We start from the raw sequence: 18,610 nt of genomic DNA, 5'->3' as shown, positions 1-18,610 counted from the left end.
CTTATTTTTTAGCTATCTTTTATCATAAGGCATAAATTCTCTTTGTACATACCCAGTATATAATTGCCGAGGTCTGCTAATTTTTTGTTCTGGATCTTCATGCATCTCTTTCCATTGCCCCATCCAGCCGACAGTTCTTGCCATAGCAAACAATACTGTAAACATCTGTGATGGTATACCCATAGCCTGATAAATAATACCAGAATAAAAATCAACATTCGGATAAAGCTTGCGATCGATAAAATATTGGTCATTGAGAGCAATTTTTTCAAGCTCAGTAGCAATTTGTAATAAGGGGTTATTACGGTTCCCTAACTCATCTAATACTTCTTTGCAAGTTTCTCTAAGTACAATTGCTCTTGGATCATAACTTTTATAAACTCGGTGACCAAAACCCATTAATCGGAATGGATCGTTTTTATCTTTTGCCCGTGCGATATATTCCGGAATACGGTTTATGGTGCCAATTTCTTTCAACATGTTAATTACTGCCTCATTAGCTCCACCATGGGCTGGACCCCATAAAGAAGCTATGCCAGTACTGATACAAGCAAATGGATTTGCTCCGGATGATCCGGCTAAACGTACTGTCGAAGTGGAGGCATTCTGCTCATGGTCAGCATGGAGGATAAATATTTTATCTAAGGCATTTTTTACTACCTGATTCACCTTATATTTTTCACAAGGTGTTGAGAACATCATATAGAGAAAATTTTCAGTAAAATCTAAGCTATTGTCAGGATAGATAAAAGGCTGTCCTATTGAATATTTATATGCCATTGCCGCAATAGTTGGCATTTTTGCAATCATTCTAATAGCAATCAACTCACGCTCATTTTCTTCTACATTTAGAAAATCTGGATAGAATGCAGATAAAGAGCCTACCACCGCCAGCATAATTGCCATAGGATGATCTGATGGACAAAACGCCATAAATAAATTTCTAAGCTGCTCATTAATCAAAGAATGATAAGTAATTTTCTGAGAGAAAGATTTATATTGATCAATAGTCGGCAATTCACCATTTAATAGCAAATAGGATACCTCTAAAAAATTACTTCTTTCTGCTAATGTTTTAATATCATATCCCCGATATCTCAATATCCCCTGATCACCGTCTATATATGTCATAGCCGATTTACAAGCTGCTGTAGACATAAATCCAGGGTCGTAAGTGAAATAGCCTGTTAATGAATATATACTGCTAACATCAATAACATCTTGACCGATCGAAGCTGTCTTTACTGGTAAATTAAAAATTTTATCTCCTATTTTTAGTTCAACATTTTCTATTTTCATATATCCTTCATTTTTTCATACTATAGTTAACCCGATTAGCATCACACCGTCTATTAGCGAGGAGGTGTGAGCCGACGAAGCAATCCAAGATAATGGATTGCCACGACCTACTTGCGTGGTCTCGCAATGACGTTTAACTATTGACTATACTATATCATATTTTTATTGCCCACTAATACCAAAATTCTAATATTTTTAGACCGAGTTATATGTATCTTTATCCAGAGTACCTTCACTATTATCGATAATCAAGGTAATTGTTGCATCACCTGTAATATTAATGGTCGTACGTAACATATCTAATATCCTGTCAATTCCAGCGATTATAGCAACCCCCTCAATCGGTAAGTTGATTGAAGACAGAACCATAGGTAGCATTATTAAGGAAGCTCCAGGAATACCAGCTCCACCGATAGATCCAAGAGTTGAGGTAATAATAATTACTAAATAATCATGTAATGCTAAATCTACCCCCATCATTTGTGCAAAAAATATAGTGGTAAGAGCTAAGTTTATCGCAAACCCATCCATATTTATCGATGCACCAAGCGGCAATACAAAAGAAGTGCTAGATTCAGATATACCTAGTCGTTCACGACAAACTTGCATAGTAGTGGCAAGCGTTGCCTTACTACTAGAAGTAGAAAAGGCAAGTACCTGATATTCTAGACTTTTTCTATAAAAAGGTAATGGTGATATTCGACAGAATAGATAAATTAACATGCCAAAAATACCATATTGACATATCATAGCAATAACTACCGCAGCAACTAATTTGGACAAGCTAATCATTACATCAAAGCCCTGAGTACCAACTATCCAAGCCGTTAAAGCAAATGCACCATATGGAGAAATCTGAATGATCATTGAGATCATTTTTAACACCACTTTTGATAATATATGAAATAAATTCTTAATTGGTTCAGCACTAATACCCATTTTATTTATCACAAGTCCAAAAAATATTGCAAAGAATACAATTTGTAAAACATTAGAATTGGCAAATGAACCTACTACATTCTCGGGCACAATACTTACAAAAAAGTTAAGTATGTTAAAGGATTTTTCTTGCGGTATAGTTTGTGCAACATCAAAGTTAATATGTACACCATGCCCTGGCTTTAATATAAGAGCAACTGTAATACCAAAAACTACGGCAAAGAAGGTCGTGCCTAAGAAAGCTGCAACCGCCTTTAACCCCACTCTACCAAGAGAAGCAGGGTCATTCATACTAGTTATGCCCGCTACTAAACTAAAAAATATTAAAGGAGCAATAATCATTTTTATCAAACGCAGAAAAATATCTCCTACCGTTTTTATGTAAGATACATATTCAGGAAAATATATACCAAACACTATACCTAAGATTAACCCCAATGTAACTTTTTTCCATAATTTCATTATTATACTTAATTAAATTAAAGAGTGTTTTAAACTTATTTTACTGATTTCAGGTGAATGCCTATAGTAAAAACTAGTTGTACTATAATTACAACTCTTTTTGCTATAATTGAGTAAATCTTAATTCTAATAAACACTCTCTTAAATTAGATACTTTGAGTTACCCAGTTTAAATACGCCGGTAGCCCATCTTGAATGTCGAGCTTTATTATTTGAGGAAGATCATAATTGTGTATATCAATAATCATCTTTTCTATTGCATTGTAGTTATCAGACTTGGCTTTTACTACAATACGAAATTCTGGTACAGAAGATATCTTACCTTCCCATTTAAAATAGCTGACTACATTGTCTACTTGTATGCAAGCAGCTAAATTTGCTTCCAACAAACTAATGGTTAGTTTGTCTACTACTTGCTGGTCATCGGTCGTAGTTAAAATTACACAACATCTTTGTACCACTTATACCTCAACAAAGCAATTAGGTGTTTCAAATAATTTGACTTTTGCAACAAAAAGGGAACTATTAGTAAATAATTTTGGCAAGATATCCAACTTTAAGTGTAATGCTATATTTTCTGCTGTTGGATTTTGTTGCATATAATATATTTTCTGACCAGTCCAGTCACATATTTTATCTCCTATCTCTTTATCATTTTGATGTAATATAATATTATGATCAAAATTATCATCTATCCAGTGTTTTATTACCGATTTCATGTGACCAAAATCTACAACCATACCAAGATTATCAACCACATCAGATCCAGCGGTAACTTCAAGGACATAACGATGACCGTGTAAAAATTTACATTTATTCTCATGCCCAATCACTCTATGAGCTGCATCAAATTCAATTCTGCGAGTACATTTTATCATAATTTCTTCTTCAGTATCTTATATTACCCAAAAATATTTTGTCAGCAAGGGTGTAAACGTCATTGCGGGAAACCACTTTAGTGGCTACGAAGCAATCCAAATTTATAGTAATTTTGGTGAATAAAGCATTTTTCCTTTGCTTGTTTTCTCTTGGCTGACCTTATTTTTCTTTATGTCATTTATCGCTTTTATTGATTCATGAACTTCTTGAAAAATTTTAGGATAATCAAGTTGTAAAATTTGTCTTCCCCCAAGATGAGAATATTAATAAACTATTTTCATATTATACTGTTTCAGGTTCATAGACGGGTTTATTCATTTCTCTAACCATAATAGTTCCATTTAATGTTTCTTTAATTCTTTTTTTTGAAATATTTATATATTTTTTATCTATTTCTGCCCCTATACATTTTCTAGAATTTTTTAGACTTGCAACAAAAGAACTACCAGAACCAACAAAAGGATCTAAAACAATATCATTTTTTTTGGTCATTGATAAAACCAACCTTTCAACTAAACCGACAGGAAATTGACACGGGTGTTCCGTTTTTTCTATATGATTACTTTTTACATTTGGAATATCCCAAACATCTGATGGGTTTTTACCTTTTGGATTACAAGACAATTCCCCTTTTTTGTTACCTTTAAAATATTTTTTATTAGGATATTTTTGAGGTATCCTAACAGCATCTAAGTCAAAGTAATAATTGTCGGTTTTACTAAACCACATAATAGTTTCATGTCTTCCAGAGAATCTTTTTGAAGCGTGTAATCCATGTCCAAAATGCCAAATAACCCTATTTCTCATTTTCATTTTTAATTCTGAAAATATAGGATATAATAAAATATCTAAAGGTATTACTTCTCCATTTTCTACATAATTACCGACCTGCCAACAAATATGTCCATCATCTTTTAGCACTCTATAGCACTCATTGATGACTTCTTTTTGCCAATTATAATATTTATTAATATCTAATTTTTTTTCGTATTCCTTACCTATGTTATATGGCGGTGATGTTATTATTAAATTTATACTGTTATCTGGAATTTGTTTTAATAATTTCATGCAATCACCTTCAAATAGGGTTGCTTGATTATTTAAATCAAAACTATTTTTTAAGATATTATATTCTTGTTTTTGACAAGACAAATTATTTACAAGTTCACTAAAACTATAATTCTTTTCCTGTATTTCAGATATTCTAATTGCTTCTTGTGTCATATTCTAGAAAGCTAAAGTTTTTTATACGTTACTTAGAAATTCAACAAATATTCTTTCGAGCAAAACCTATAGCTTTTAGATATTCACATAGTTTGGTAAAAACTGGTTTTGGTAAAATATTTAGTGTAGAAATTTCAATATATTTATCATTTTTTAATTCAAAAGAAAAAGATGGTGATTGAAATCTTGGCCCATCAATTTCCCTAGCAATTTTTATAAAATTACCTATTATATGACTGTTACAATAATCATACTGATCAATCATTCTTTTTGCCAGCCTATTAATATATGTATCACTTTTGGATGTATAGCTAAGTGCAAGAGCGTTACTCATCATCAATCGTTGACGATGAGTAAAAGGAATATCTGAAGCTAAAATAAATGCAACAATAAAATTAGAACGCAGTGTTCTATCAATATTTTTATTATATTGTGCAAGCATTATAACCAAAGCAATTATACTAATTGTCGTGGTATCTGGTTGAATTAATATAGGTTTAATAACTTCTGTATAATTTTTGATATTACAAGTAGTTTCGTCAAAATTTACTAATGTCTTGATTCGTTCATAGATAATATCTTTTTGCTGTTCTTCTTTAGGAAGACAATCAAATCTAACCCCTTCTTTTAAACCATAATTTGAAATTATTACCTTTTCCGGTAAGAAGACATTTAGCATAGATTTTGCTACTAAAATTGCATTGGCATGAATTCTTGACTTATATTGCTTTTTCTCACTGATAGAATTAGCCAATCTTTCAAGATATAGCTCAAATTCCTTACTGTTTATTTCAAGGTTATGTAAGTTTTTAAGAGGGTAATGAACAAACTCCATATAAGAACGCCCCATTAATCTTAAAGCTCCTCCTATTAAGTATAAGTTTTGGCAATGTAATTCTTCAAATTCTTTCTTGATCATTTGACTAATTATATCAATATCATCAAAGTGATTATTAGCGATTAGACCAGTACCTAAAGGTAAAGACTTTAAGATACCAACCTTTCTGTCTTTAATTTGGACAAGCTCAAGACTACCTCCACCTAAGTCTGCTGCTATACCACAAGCGTCATTGATACCAGAAATTAATCCGGTAGCTGTAAGATAAGCCTCGCGGTCGCCAGAAATAATTTCAATATCAATATTAAATTTTCTTTTAACTATCCCTCTAAACTCTTCAGCTCTTGGATGTCCTCTAAGTACAGCAGTAGCAACGCATTTAACATCTGTTACTGATAACCTATCAAAAATATGTACCAAATATTGTAGCGACAAATATGCTTGATGCTTGATGTCTATGTTATCTAGATTAAGTAAATTAATAATATCACTTTTAAATTTATCATTAAAAATTTCTGGAGCTCCAAGCCTATCACATTCATAGACTACAGCTCTCACGGCATTATAACCAATATCAATAATAGCTGAACGCATAGAGATTTATCTTACTTCTTACTTACAAAATTAATCTTCTTTAGTGGTAGAATCTGTATTTTCTTGATCCTCATCTACATTATTTTTATTTGGATCATAAGGTTTTTGAGTTGGAATAAATGTAGGGGGTAATAGCCTATTTGTAAAGAACTTATCTTCATAATACTTAATTTTTAAAGATTTTATAGGCGGGAAAGATTCAATTAAAACGATTTGTTCATCTTTTGGTAATTGAATTACTTCTTGAGGTAAAAGCAGAGCTCTTGAAACTTGCGATACATTCTGCGTTCTTGTTGAAATATTTAGATCAAAAAATATTGGTTTACTATAAGAGCGTTGTTCAACTGTCTTATTACCAACTAGCTGAGATATTAAGTTAGCTGTTTCATAGTTATTAGCTGCAAAAGTAATACGATATGTAGAATTTGACAGAAACGAATTCATACCAGCATCCTCATAAGTTCCTTTGAGCTGTTGAGTATCTTGGATAATCAAGAATAGACGAACTCTATATCCCCTGAAGAAGGCGATACCAGCCTTAAATGTTTCCATTTTTCCTAAAGTAGGGAATTCATCAAGTAAGAACATCACCCCATAAGGCTCTTCTTTTAGATCAGGCATTTTACGACTTAAAAATTCTGTAGCCTGCTGGTAAAAAACCTGCATCAGTTTTTGCAAACGTTGTATGTTATCAGGAGTTAGACCAACATACACTGTTGTTTTAATCTTTTTAAACTCAAGTATATTAAAGTCAGATGAGGCAGTAGCAGCATCAATAAGGGGATTTGCCCATAATTCTAAGGAGGAGTTCATTGTTGAGATAACACCTGAACGTTCTTTATCTGCTTTTTGTAAAAATGCTGCTATATTCATATAGGCAACAGGATGTATTACTTTGCCTAAAGTATCTAAAACTACTGCCAAATTATACACTACGTCATCACTACGCATTGTTCTCACAACTTCACCAAAAGATTTAGTTTTTGTTGGGTCAGCAATTAAGTATAGTACCACACCGAGAAATAAACTGCGTGCCTCATTATTCCAAAAATCTTTTTCAGGCATAATCAGATTTGAGATTTTTTGTACGTCATCCACCATTTGACCTGGTTTGGTACTTACCCAATCTATCGGATTGTAGCAATGAGTTATCCCATCAGGATTTGATGGCTCCCAAACAAATACACGTTGCCCTTGTTTTTGCCGCCAACCACTTGTAAGACCATGATTTTCCAGCTTAATGTCATGTACTATTATAGAATGTTCCCAAAATAATAAATTGGGAATAACAAATCCTACACCTTTACCTGAACCGGTTGGGGCGAAAAGTAAAGCATGTTGAAACCCATCAGCAACAAAATATCCGCCACTATTAGTACCAAGTAACATACCATGTTTTGCCCTTAGACTAGCTCTACTTATATCATCTTCAGTAGCCCAACTAGCATCACCATAAACTTTCTCTGGCTGAGTAAAAAATTGTAAACTTTTTATTCTTTTAAAATTCTTCCAATAGAATATGATGACTATAATTGTTGGCATAGTCAGGGCTAATATTAACTTAATTTTTAAGTAATTATATGCTTGAATATCTAATTGTGACCATACACTAACTAACCAATAAAACCACTTATAAGCTATGTCTATGGCTACTAAGTCAATATTTAGGACTCTAGTTTCGTTAGTAATAAATGCAACTATCGCCCCACTTACCCATATCGTACAAAATATTACCAATGGGTGTATTATAGCATGCCCTAAAATGTTACGAGTAAGTTTTTGTATTTTATGCCATTCCATCGTTAGCCTTGCCTATTCTTACTATAGTATATTTCTGAGACATATCTTTTACCGCCACTACCTCGCTTTAATTGTACCACAATATCGACGACCGCTAATATATATTTTTTTACCTCATCCGGTGGCATACCTAGACTAGCTTGCATAACCATTAACTTAAGTTGTTCTATAGCCATAGCTGGTGCATCAGCATGTAAAGTAGATATAGAACCAGGATGTCCTGTATTAATGGCTCGTAAAAAACTAAATGCTTCAGCCCCCCTAAGTTCACCGACAATAATTCTATCAGGTCTTAGACGTAAACACGCCTCAATCAAATCCTGAGTAGTAACTTTTGCACGCCCTTGCCCCCCTTTTGAAGCTAGGAGATGTAATTTATTAGGATGGCTTGTTAGAATTACCTCTCGTGCATCTTCCACAGTGATTAATCGCTCACTATTTGGAATTTCTGCTAAGGCAGCGTTAGTAAAGGTTGTTTTACCAGTGGATGTCCCACCACTAATAATAATATTTTTCTTAGAAATTACTGCATGTCGAATAAATTCTTTTATTTTATTTTCTTTCAGATAGTTGTTTAAGATTTCTTCATTCTCGTCAATCAATTCCCCTGTAGATGTTGAATCAAAAGCTCCCATCTTGTCATATTGATCTAACGTGAGATTCATTGCACTACCTTTCCTGATAGCATACCCAACATAGCCTGGTTCACAAGCAGGAGGAAATACTACTTGGATACGGTAACCATTGGGTAATGAGGCGGAAAGTAAAGGTCTTTCTTCGGAAATTATCTGATCAGTTGACTGAGCTACCAACCTACCAAGTGATATAAGATGTTCGAAATCAAGCTCAGGTACCAATTTACAAAATTGATCTCCTTTCTTTTCAACCCATACTTCTCCCGGTTTGTTTACCATGATCTCATTAATACCATCTTCTGCGAATAATTCTTTAAATGGTAATAGAAAAGTCTCTAATGCAGCAAAATTATCACTCATTTTATTAATCTTGATTTTCTTAGTACAGCTTGAGGAAATTTATAATCTTTATTGACATAAATCTTGATTATCGTACCTTGATCTATGGTAATAGTTGGTTTAAATTCCTGTTGCTTCATCATATCTTTTACAGTATTACTGACATCAGTAAAAGCTTGTTTTGAAGCTGCTTGTGCCTGGGTTGGAGTGGTAGCGGTTGCCGTACTAGATAACAAACTAGCTGCTGCACTAGTTACTGCATTCAATAACGCAATAAGTCTTTGACCAGGTTGTGACCCAACTGGATTACGAGCAGTGTTACAAGCCTGTATCATGGAAATATAGGCTGTTGAAGCTTTATCAGTAATAGCATTCATCACACTAGAACATATCTGTGCAATTTTAACATCCTCGGTACCGGAACCATTATTAATACTTTGTGCCAAATTTTGTATGTTAACAGCGATAGCAGTATTAGCAGCGGTAGCTTGTGCATTAACCGGCGGAGCTACCACCTTGTCAAGAGCAGTGGCAAGTCCAATATTAAATGCTGATGATAATACAGCATTGGTTAATCGTTCTTTAAATTTATTATCTACTCTTCCTTGTTCACCTTTCCTTCCAAGATTATCAACAGCCAGAGCATCTAAGTTAATGGTATAACCACTTGATAGATCGATACGATTCCATATTATGGAAATTCGACCATACGCTCCATCAGTACCAGTTGCATAAACACCAAAAATCTTTGATCCTTTAGGAATTAAAATAATCTTCTCCTTTTCAGAGAATACATCTCTGCTAATTATTGCTCTTATCTCTCCACCAAAATCAGTATTAATAGCACTCTCTAATACCGCTTCCATTATCTTACCACGAGCCAGAACAAATGCCATATCCCCACGATCTTGAAAATTTGCTTCTTCGGCAATCTGATCAGGTGTTTTTTTCTCTGGAACTCCTGCAATTAATACTATAGCAGATTTTCTCTTTGCTTCACGACGGTTCTTTTCCTCATCACTTTCAGTTAATTTCCCAGGAAGGGCTGTTGGCGTAATGGAAGGAAGAGTAGCTTTGTCAGCATTACTATCTCCTGAAGGAGGTGGTAAAGGAACTGTTGGTTCAGTAACTTTAGGGGAGAGAAGTTGTGGAGGAGGTGGTGGTGGACGATCCACAGGTGCTTCCAGCTTAGGTGCTTCTGGTAATTTTGGAATTTCTGGTATATTTTTAGAGTTATCTTGTGTCGGTTTAGTAATATCAGTAGGTGCTGACGGAGCTACTACCACCTCCTCTGGTTTATTATCACTAATAAAAAGTTTAAAAAAAATAAATATAAAAACGGCAGAAATGACAAGCAAAATCGCAATACTTTGCTTAGGATTAGTTGCAACTTTTGACAGTTCATTTTGAACTTCTGGTATGTCTTGTTCCTCTGTACCAGATTGAGAAGTAGTATTATCTTGTTCTGCCATGTTAAATTAATATCAATTTATAAAAAAATCATCTAAAATGTAGATTAGAGCTAACCAGATTAGCACTAACAATAAATCTATTGTGTAGTACTAAAGCCTTTCTTAGGATAATAAAACCTAACTACATACACCAAATCCTTTTCACGTCCTTCTTCCAATTCTTTAGATACAACATCGAATTGGTAAGTCCTTTTATTAGTTATTATAGTCATATTTGTTCTAATGTTTTTTTCCAATGGCTTAATGAATAATCTGTTTGCCAACGGAGTCATTTTCCAAGCGTATGATTCTCCTAGAACAATATTTTGTATTTCCTCATTTTTGGCAAATTCTATACTTGACTGAAACCCAAAATGTAGAACTAATAAATAAACCTCATTAGGATTATGTATATAAGTTTTAATTCTGTTATCAGTAGTTATGGCTAGGTCATCTAAATCATTATCTATATGCATATTACTTGTATCAGCATTGGCAATAACCGAATACAATAATATTATTGCTGTAAAAAGAAGTCTAGCTATTATCATCATCTACCCTGTAATCATTAATTTGAAAGCCTACTGGATTAATATCTCGGTCTGCATCTGTTAATTCCATTGGAATATAGGCGAAACTTACTACAGCTATTTTATTAGAAACCTTTTTACTACCTGCTGTTTCATTAATAGAGAACCTAACCATATATTTATTTTTATTTTCTTTTAAATTTTCTTGTAATTTTGACCAAGATTTAATTAATAGAAAAGTTGTGTTGTTTTGACCATACATTAAAACTGGATCTATATCTTTATTTTTTATGTAGCCGAGATAGTTATAATATACTGAACTTGAAGATAATAACCTAACGCTTTTCCGGGCTTCAGTATCAAAATCAACAGGATTATAGGTTTCTCTAGCTATTAGGTATTTTTTTATAAAATATCTTGAAAGTGCATCATTGCCACTTAGTATCTCCGAAGATATTGGATTTACAATTGTTGCTGCCCCGGTGCTATTATCAATTTGGATAACAAAAGGGCTAAACTCTCTTGAATTTATTGCTATGGTCACCGATACTATAGATGCCATTATAAGAAGCATCAGTAATATAGATATTACCAACAAAATATTACGTTGTACAATGATTCTATCAGATTTTTCTTCGTACCAATTCCTGGTAATTTTAACAAAGTTACCAGACTGAACATTTTTGGGTTCTATCGTGGGATTAGTAGGTGATTTTAGTATATTTAATACATTCGATAATTTAAACATTGTGATTATAACTTATTTCATTTTGTAATATAACCTGAATTCGATATAACAAGTTATGGCAAAATCTGTTATATCTATAAATATAATAGATTTTTTTGCTCCACTAATAACTGTTTTCATTATTTTTGCGATATTGCTTATTTTTTTATTCCCTAACTAGTTAATATAATAATCCTTGTCACTACAATTATACACTAATTTGCAATGTACACTAATAGGATTATTGAATAAAATTTAATATTACCTCTTACCACTACCAAAAGAATAAATTAACTTACCTATCAAGGATTCAATATTAACCGCCGACTGAGTATATTTTATCTGATCGCCTATCGCCAAATTCTCTTCAGATGAACCTGGAGTTACGGATATATATCTACCACCAATTATACCACTTGTGACTATCGCTATACTAGTGTCTTTAGGCAACTTTATATCGTTATTGATGCAAATCGTTAATAAGGCAAAAAAACTAGTCTTATCTAAAGTTACGTTAGTTACTGATCCGATTTTTACCCCAGCTAACATCACGTCACTTCCTTTAACTATCCCTTCAGAATTTTGAAAATTTGCTTTAAGCATATACCCAGCTTCGGATCTTGATGAACTACCAATTTTATAAGCAAAAATAAAAAAGGCTAAAGCAACTAGTATTACTATAAAGCCAACTAAAGTTTCTATAATATTCTGTTTCATTATTTTGATTTACCTAAAGGTTGCCACCTACTATATTCAGCTTTAGTGGTATTATTTTTTACCAGCTTATGCGACAAACTAGTACCAGTGAGATTAGGAAGATAATCTTGTTGCCAGTCGAATTTATCATTATTGATTGGCACTTCATTGATCATATAGTGCAGCCAAGCATGCCACATAGGTGGAACTTTTGACGCTTCTACTTTACCTTTATAAACCACCTGTCTTCTAGCTTGACCTAAATAATCAAGCTTTTTACTTTCGTAATATTTATTACCAAATTGATCTTTCCCAATTTCCTTAGAGAAAATAGATATAAAAAAATTATCTATGAATGACATTTGAGCATTTTTATAGCAGTTTCTTTTCCCTTGACAGCCAGACTATCGGCTATCTGATTTCCCTTATTATTACCATGACCTTTAACCCAATTCCAGATAATAGAGTGTTTACCTAGTTCGTCGTACAATTTTTTCCATAAATCAACATTCTTGATAGGATCATTGTTGTTTTTATGCCAGTTATTTTTTATCCAGGTGTTAATCCACTGAGTTATTCCAAGCTGTAAATACTTACTATCTGTATAAAGTTCTACACAGCATGATTTTTTAAGAACTTTTAACGCTTCAATTGCTGCTGTCATTTCCATGCGATTATTAGTGGTGTGTAGCTCATGACCAAATATCTCCTTACAAACTCCATTAAATTGTAACAATGCCCCCCAGCCACCTGGTCCAGGATTACCTGAGCAAGCTCCATCAGTATATATGATAACTTTAGGTATACTCTTCTGCTTTGAGTATAAACTCAAATGATTCTGTGAATCTGTTCCATAAAACGACGTGGTACTCATGTGATCGCCTCTTATTTTAAACTCCAATTCTTCAAATCATTTGAGTATATCTATACTGGTTTACGGGGTTTCCGAAATTTATCCAAAACTATTATATTATCTGCTGAATTAGATTCACTGCTAGAATCAACACTCCCCTTGATTGTTTCTCTTTGTTTTGCGTCCGATAATTGATTAGATTTGATTGCTTCTGGCTTAAATTTTAGGCTATAACCACTATTAGGATCAACAAAACTGATCAGAGAATCAAATGGTACATTAATCGTTTCTTTGATACCATCAAAACTAACTGTTACGGAGAAGCCATTGACTCCTACGGTTAAATCTTCAAATTGATATTGCATTACTATAGTTATTTCTTTTGGATAGCGTGCTTTTATCCTAGAAGATAAGACCACGGCAGGATTGTCAGTTCTATAAGAAATATACAAGATTTGATCCATCTGCAACTTATCCGCACGAACTCTTGTAAGAATCTTTTTTACAAATTCCAACATACATTCATTAAGAAATTGTTGATATGAGTTGTTCATAGTTATAAAATAAATAAAGAAAATAACACTTTGGAGGCTACCTGAAATAACTAATTAATTCTATAATTTTCTGTTCTGTGTTTATAAACTAACGGTCAATCCAACATAGTTACTAATAGTGGGGCTTTTTCTGTTGCCCGGTTAAGCCCCCAACCGCGTAGGATTAAGCAGCTAGTGCTTGATTTCCTACGAAACGTTCATTATCATTTGCGTTTCTTTTTTTTAACCCAAAGACACAAGGTCCGGCGGAATTATACCGAGTAAAGATAATTTTTTTATTAAGCACGTCGATCCTATTTCGCCCCCATAAAGTTTTGCTTACAAAATATACTACAACTTTTTGGTGGAAGCGCCGGGTACCGCCCCCGGGTCCGCAACCTCTATTCTAAATTACGTTTATTACTATAGCTACAAAAATAGCAATTTTATATTACATCAATCATAATAAGATGTAAAGGCTAATTTCAACAAAGGGCTACCTCATATAAAAACAGTAAATATTGTAAGCGTTCACGGTTTTTTTGCTATTTTCTTATGATGAATAAAAAATCTGAGTTGCCAAACATCTATTAGCAAAGAGCGGCGATACAGCAACGAAACAATCGCATTACATAAGTTTACTCTCACGGGTAAGGATTATTTTTCAGCCAATTTGCCAAATTAGAGCAAAGAACGTTGCCGCGATCAGGGACAAGTAATGTATAATAACGGGTTATCTCAAATCCCAGTTTCATAGCTGTATGTAATGAGCTTCTATTATCAACGTTGCAACTCCATTTAGGAGTTATTTTTGTATTGAAACACTGTGTAATTAAATGAGATACAATTTGTCTACCGTATCCTTTACCACGATAATCAGGATGGGTGATAACACCTATTTCAGCGTAATCGCCACCAATACTAGCGTAAACTTCACTCACAACTTGCAAACCAAGACATAACGCATATCCAGTACCATGCATTAAAAAATTTTTATCTGAACCATATAGCTGAGATTGTTCTTTGTACCGAAAGCATTTTTTAAAGATATCCAGCGTCTTAATTGGTTCAATATCTACATGTTGTTTTGGCACTCCAGTGTCTTTTAGATTTTTGAGTGAAAGTTCAGTGCGTAAGTGAAAATTCCACCCAAGCCGTAAAAACAAAGGATGATATTTAAGGTGGCAGTAAACCATTGGAAACTTTAAATTACCAACAAGGGAGATCGTATCCTTAATCGCCTCATCTGTTAATAACCCTGCAATAAAGACAAATGGATCGGGACAATTTTCCATAATTAATATAGCTCCACCTGATAACTCAAATATTTTTCCAGATTGGTTTTTCTCTATAATTTCCCAAAGTACACCTTGATTTGGAAATTCTTTTAACTCTGATGTTAAGTTAAGATTGTTGATATTCTTAATTTCTTGAATCATTTTTGACCAATATTAAATATTCTATACCATAAACCTGTTAAAAATTTTTCCTAGCCGTTTTGAGCAAATTAAGCCAAGCTATCCAGTCACGTTTGCCTAAATCTTCCTCAAATGACAATAAATCTTGCACTGATTTCTTGCAAGTTTCTGGAGACGGTATAATTAACTCCTGATTTGTTGAACATGCTAAACATTGGGTTTTACATGCTTGCTCTAAATGATAAGTATAAAACATCGCTTCATGTATTGTCCTGCCACAGGCTAATATTCCGTGATTACGTAGAAACATAACATAATTCTGCCCAAGATCGTCTAGTATTTTACTAGTTTGATTGGAGGTCAGTATAAGAGAGTTATACTCATGATAAGATAGTTTTTCATAAAAATGCAGTGCCCACTGACTTATTGGCAACAATCCTACTCGCATAGATGATACAGCAACAGTTGCTGGAGTATGCAAATGAAAGATAGATAAAATATCCGACCTTTCTTTGTAAATATTACCATGAGTGACGTAGCCTGTTTCATTGTAACTATATTCATTACCCTTTATAATTGTCCCATCTAAACTAATTTGCAGTAAATTATCGCTAGTTACTTCCTCAAACCGTAAACCAAAAGGATAAATATAGTAATAGTCAGCCCCTTTAGGTCTTGCAGATAGATGGGTATATGTATGATCATCGAAGCCCAAAATTGCAAGAATTTGGTAGGCAGAAGCTAAATTAAATTTGGTCTCTAAAGTCATGGTTATATCGAATTTTCATTATTACTATTTTGAAATATTTTTAATTTGAGATCAGGTAGCACCGCCATCAAATGATCAAAAATATCTGATTGGATATCTTCAAATAGCCCCTTCCTCGTCTCATGGGTAAAGACACATAACTCTATTGGCAGACCATTAGGGGTTGGAGTCAACTGACGCACCAGAAAGGTGAAATTTTGTTGATAAATCATCGGGTGATTTTTCAAATATTCTTTTATATATAGCCTAAATATCTTGATATTTGTTACATAATCATCTAGCTGTTTCAAATCCACTTTATCCATTACTTCCTTTAGCAAATATGGTGATTTTTTTAACTCTTGTATAAATGCTATAGTCGAAACCGACAAAATACTGTTTACGTCAATACAGATTGCTCCCTGAATCTTTTTTGCCATTGAGTCAGTTATACCACGTGAGTTCACTACATTAGTCGTTAAAAGACTAGATGTTGGTATTGTTGAAATAGTCTGATCATTATTCCTAATTTTAACTAATGTAATAGTAATTTTTTCTACGGTACCTTCAACATTATACTGGCTAATACTAACAAAATCACCAATTCGTATTATATCTTGCAAAATTAGTTGTAAGCTTGCTAGCAAAGCCACAACCGTATCCTTAAATAGAAAGGTTAACAACGCTGCTGCTGCTCCCAAGCTAGTAAAAAATGCACTAAGAGAAACATTCAAAATGCTGGAAATAATGATAATGGTAGCAACCGAGATAATAAGTATCTTTAATATTTGAGTGTATAAACTTAAATATGATTGGATAGAAATTGTCAGTCTGCTTCGATAAATATCCGCAAAAGCATCGATAAGAGATAGGATTAGCATTGTAACGAAACTACCTGTATAGAATATTATCGCAACATTCTTGATGCTAATTATCCAAGATAAAGTAGGAAATGTCTGTAAGATATTATCCCAAAATATAAGGTATAAAGCTAGTAATGTATGTAATAAATATGTGTATATAGAATATTTTTTAAATATTTTTTCATAATCAGGATGCCATTGATTAATATAGTTTTTAAGCATTGAAAATATTATTGTCTTAATAAAAATAATCAATGGAATGATTGAAACTATCATAATTATTAACATTAAAATTTCTTGATTGCCTTTATGATAAAGATCCAATAAATATTGTACTGCCATATAAACTAACCTTTCTGATGGCTATTACGTTAACGATAAATAACATTAATTCGGGACAAGAATAATTGTTTTTATCTACCCAATTTGTATAATATACACCAATTATAATGTACACTAAGTATTATTGTGAATATTTTAAGATGAATATAATATAGCAAAATTAAAAATAGTAGATGAAAAGCTGTTGGTGGATAATGGTATAGTCAATTCAGGAGGATTGGGTAGCAGGAGCGATGGAGCGACACCTATAAGTTAATAGGCAAGCATTGAGCGATGACGTCACCAACTTCTCATCAATTGACTATAGTGCTACTCTAAATCAGAATCAAATAATGTATGGTATCAATGATGCTGTTGATTCTTGCGTTCCCAATAACTGGGCGTCTAATTCAATATTACTGTAATTATGCATTTGTATTGGTTGCATGCTTACGTGAAGATGTTTTTGTATTGATTTAGGAATTTCAGAATCTAATATGTTCGAGTTATCTTTGATTTGATTCGGTTGATGTGCCTCAGATATATTATTAAATTCTCCAATATCAGTAACTTGTTGATACTTTATCCCTTTAATAAGTGATAACATATTGTTTTTAATATCTGGACCTACTAAAATAGCATGCACACCTATTTTTTGTGCTTCGTTTAAATTACGTACATCATCATCTACTAATACTACATTGAAGTAGTTTGTAATACCATTAAGCTTCATTGCCTTTTCAATATGTAAGTTCTTTCCCATTTTTATTCCGCCTGTAGGAACGCCTGTTATTATATCAATTTTTTCAATTTGTTTCTCAGTTAAGCCCATTTTCTTTAATGCTGGTTTGATTGTATCAGGATATCGGGTATGAGAAGTAATAGCCACTTTATGACCTTTGTTTAATAAATAATTAAACGTATCTTTTAATTGATCGCGATGGTTTAATCCAAACTTATCAGAACGTAATAATGGTTTCATTATCTCTTGAATTTGATGTGGATCATAAGTACTATTTAGTGTATGCCCTTCTTCTATGCTACCGTTTATAATAAGGCAATTTTCATATGTTATAGGTTTAAAATCTTTGTGTTTTAATAAAGAATGAATATGCCCGTTTACTACAGTGCAATCAAAATCCCAACATACCAGTATAGTATTTGCTTTATTTGCTTTATTTGCTTTATTTTCTTTTTTGGAAAAAATTTTGTATATACAATTTTTTAATTTTGACATTGACTATATTATTTTTCTTGTAACTAAAACTTATAATATATTTTGAATATAATTCAACTATGTTTTTGTTGTTTCTTATGTATAACCCATTAACCCGAATATTATATGAAAGGATTATTAGTTGGGGCAAGAAAGCTAAAATGCCCTAGGAAGCTTATTGCAATAACGAAAGTAATTCTATATTTGGCTCTTTTTGGCTACGAATAAACATGATTTTCTTGAAA

General features: G+C 32.8%; 19 protein-coding genes and 1 other RNA gene. All 20 read right to left on the bottom strand.

Annotation, left to right across the window (positions count from 1 at the left end):
• Positions 1–12: 12 nt before the first annotated feature.
• The 20 genes from AAGD42_RS03620 to AAGD42_RS03525 all read right to left on the bottom strand — a co-directional run bounded on the left by AAGD42_RS03620 (position 13) and on the right by AAGD42_RS03525 (position 18,386).
• The gene (locus tag AAGD42_RS03620) at positions 13–1,299 is read right to left on the bottom strand and encodes a citrate synthase (RefSeq protein WP_341753285.1); all 1,287 of its coding nucleotides are present in this window, start codon (positions 1,297–1,299) and stop codon (positions 13–15) included.
• A gap of 195 nt (positions 1,300–1,494) precedes the next feature.
• Positions 1,495–2,700, bottom strand: coding sequence for a dicarboxylate/amino acid:cation symporter (locus AAGD42_RS03615; protein WP_341753284.1), 1,206 nt, complete (start codon positions 2,698–2,700; stop codon positions 1,495–1,497).
• A gap of 146 nt (positions 2,701–2,846) precedes the next feature.
• The gene (gene cutA, locus AAGD42_RS03610) at positions 2,847–3,161 is read right to left on the bottom strand and encodes a divalent-cation tolerance protein CutA (RefSeq protein WP_341753283.1); all 315 of its coding nucleotides are present in this window, start codon (positions 3,159–3,161) and stop codon (positions 2,847–2,849) included.
• A complete protein-coding gene (locus AAGD42_RS03605) occupies positions 3,162–3,578 on the bottom strand; it encodes a 6-carboxytetrahydropterin synthase (RefSeq protein WP_341753282.1) in 417 nt (138 codons plus the stop codon).
• Positions 3,579–3,861: 283 nt separating this feature from the next.
• Entirely contained in the window at positions 3,862–4,803 is a 942-nt protein-coding gene (locus AAGD42_RS03600) for a DNA-methyltransferase (protein ID WP_341753281.1), read from the bottom strand.
• Positions 4,804–4,843: 40 nt separating this feature from the next.
• A complete protein-coding gene (locus AAGD42_RS03595) occupies positions 4,844–6,235 on the bottom strand; it encodes a Ppx/GppA family phosphatase (RefSeq protein ID WP_341750430.1) in 1,392 nt (463 codons plus the stop codon).
• Between the two features lie 30 nt (positions 6,236–6,265).
• The gene (locus AAGD42_RS03590) at positions 6,266–8,035 is read right to left on the bottom strand and encodes a type IV secretory system conjugative DNA transfer family protein (protein ID WP_410520949.1); all 1,770 of its coding nucleotides are present in this window, start codon (positions 8,033–8,035) and stop codon (positions 6,266–6,268) included.
• A 2-nt stretch (positions 8,036–8,037) separates the two neighbouring features.
• A complete protein-coding gene (virB11, locus tag AAGD42_RS03585; RefSeq protein ID WP_341753280.1) occupies positions 8,038–9,030 on the bottom strand; it encodes a P-type DNA transfer ATPase VirB11 in 993 nt (330 codons plus the stop codon).
• Positions 9,027–10,481: a TrbI/VirB10 family protein gene (locus AAGD42_RS03580; protein ID WP_341753279.1), complete on the bottom strand. Its 1,455-nt coding sequence runs from the start codon at positions 10,479–10,481 to the stop codon at positions 9,027–9,029. Before AAGD42_RS03580 ends, virB11 begins: the two co-directional genes overlap by 4 nt.
• A gap of 77 nt (positions 10,482–10,558) precedes the next feature.
• Positions 10,559–11,011 carry a TrbG/VirB9 family P-type conjugative transfer protein gene (locus AAGD42_RS03575; protein ID WP_410520948.1) on the bottom strand — a complete coding sequence of 151 codons (453 nt, stop codon included), beginning with the start codon at positions 11,009–11,011 and terminating at the stop codon, positions 10,559–10,561.
• Positions 10,998–11,738 (bottom strand): virB8 family protein, encoded by a 741-nt coding sequence (locus tag AAGD42_RS03570; protein WP_341753278.1) that lies wholly within the window; start codon positions 11,736–11,738, stop codon positions 10,998–11,000. Before AAGD42_RS03570 ends, AAGD42_RS03575 begins: the two co-directional genes overlap by 14 nt.
• A 240-nt stretch (positions 11,739–11,978) precedes the next feature.
• Positions 11,979–12,434, bottom strand: a complete 456-nt coding sequence (mlaD, locus tag AAGD42_RS03565) for an outer membrane lipid asymmetry maintenance protein MlaD (RefSeq protein ID WP_341753277.1) — start codon at positions 12,432–12,434, stop codon at positions 11,979–11,981.
• Positions 12,434–12,775 (bottom strand): NADH-ubiquinone oxidoreductase subunit NDUFA12 family protein, encoded by a 342-nt coding sequence (locus tag AAGD42_RS03560; protein WP_341753276.1) that lies wholly within the window; start codon positions 12,773–12,775, stop codon positions 12,434–12,436. Before AAGD42_RS03560 ends, mlaD begins: the two co-directional genes overlap by 1 nt.
• Positions 12,763–13,287, bottom strand: coding sequence for a ribonuclease HI (gene rnhA, locus AAGD42_RS03555; protein ID WP_341753275.1), 525 nt, complete (start codon positions 13,285–13,287; stop codon positions 12,763–12,765). Before rnhA ends, AAGD42_RS03560 begins: the two co-directional genes overlap by 13 nt.
• Positions 13,288–13,337: 50 nt before the next feature.
• Positions 13,338–13,820, bottom strand: a complete 483-nt coding sequence (locus AAGD42_RS03550; protein ID WP_341753274.1) for a ClpXP protease specificity-enhancing factor SspB — start codon at positions 13,818–13,820, stop codon at positions 13,338–13,340.
• Positions 13,821–13,937: 117 nt separating this feature from the next.
• Positions 13,938–14,280, bottom strand: a transfer-messenger RNA (tmRNA) gene (ssrA, locus tag AAGD42_RS03545).
• Positions 14,281–14,443: 163 nt separating this feature from the next.
• Entirely contained in the window at positions 14,444–15,238 is a 795-nt protein-coding gene (locus tag AAGD42_RS03540; RefSeq protein WP_341753273.1) for a GNAT family N-acetyltransferase, read from the bottom strand.
• Positions 15,239–15,275: 37 nt separating this feature from the next.
• A complete protein-coding gene (locus AAGD42_RS03535) occupies positions 15,276–15,986 on the bottom strand; it encodes a class II aldolase/adducin family protein (RefSeq protein WP_341753272.1) in 711 nt (236 codons plus the stop codon).
• Positions 15,987–15,988: 2 nt separating this feature from the next.
• Positions 15,989–17,170 carry a mechanosensitive ion channel family protein gene (locus tag AAGD42_RS03530; protein WP_341753271.1) on the bottom strand — a complete coding sequence of 394 codons (1,182 nt, stop codon included), beginning with the start codon at positions 17,168–17,170 and terminating at the stop codon, positions 15,989–15,991.
• A gap of 325 nt (positions 17,171–17,495) precedes the next feature.
• Complete coding sequence (locus AAGD42_RS03525) at positions 17,496–18,386, bottom strand: HAD family hydrolase (protein WP_341753270.1); 891 nt, start codon at positions 18,384–18,386, stop codon at positions 17,496–17,498.
• Positions 18,387–18,610: the final 224 nt, after the last annotated feature.

The sequence above is a fragment of the Candidatus Tisiphia endosymbiont of Dioctria linearis genome, from assembly GCF_964026545.1.
GTDB lineage: Bacteria > Pseudomonadota > Alphaproteobacteria > Rickettsiales > Rickettsiaceae > Tisiphia.
The sequence above is the reverse complement of the archived record's forward strand: the minus strand, read 5'-3'. Positions and strand labels throughout refer to the sequence as shown.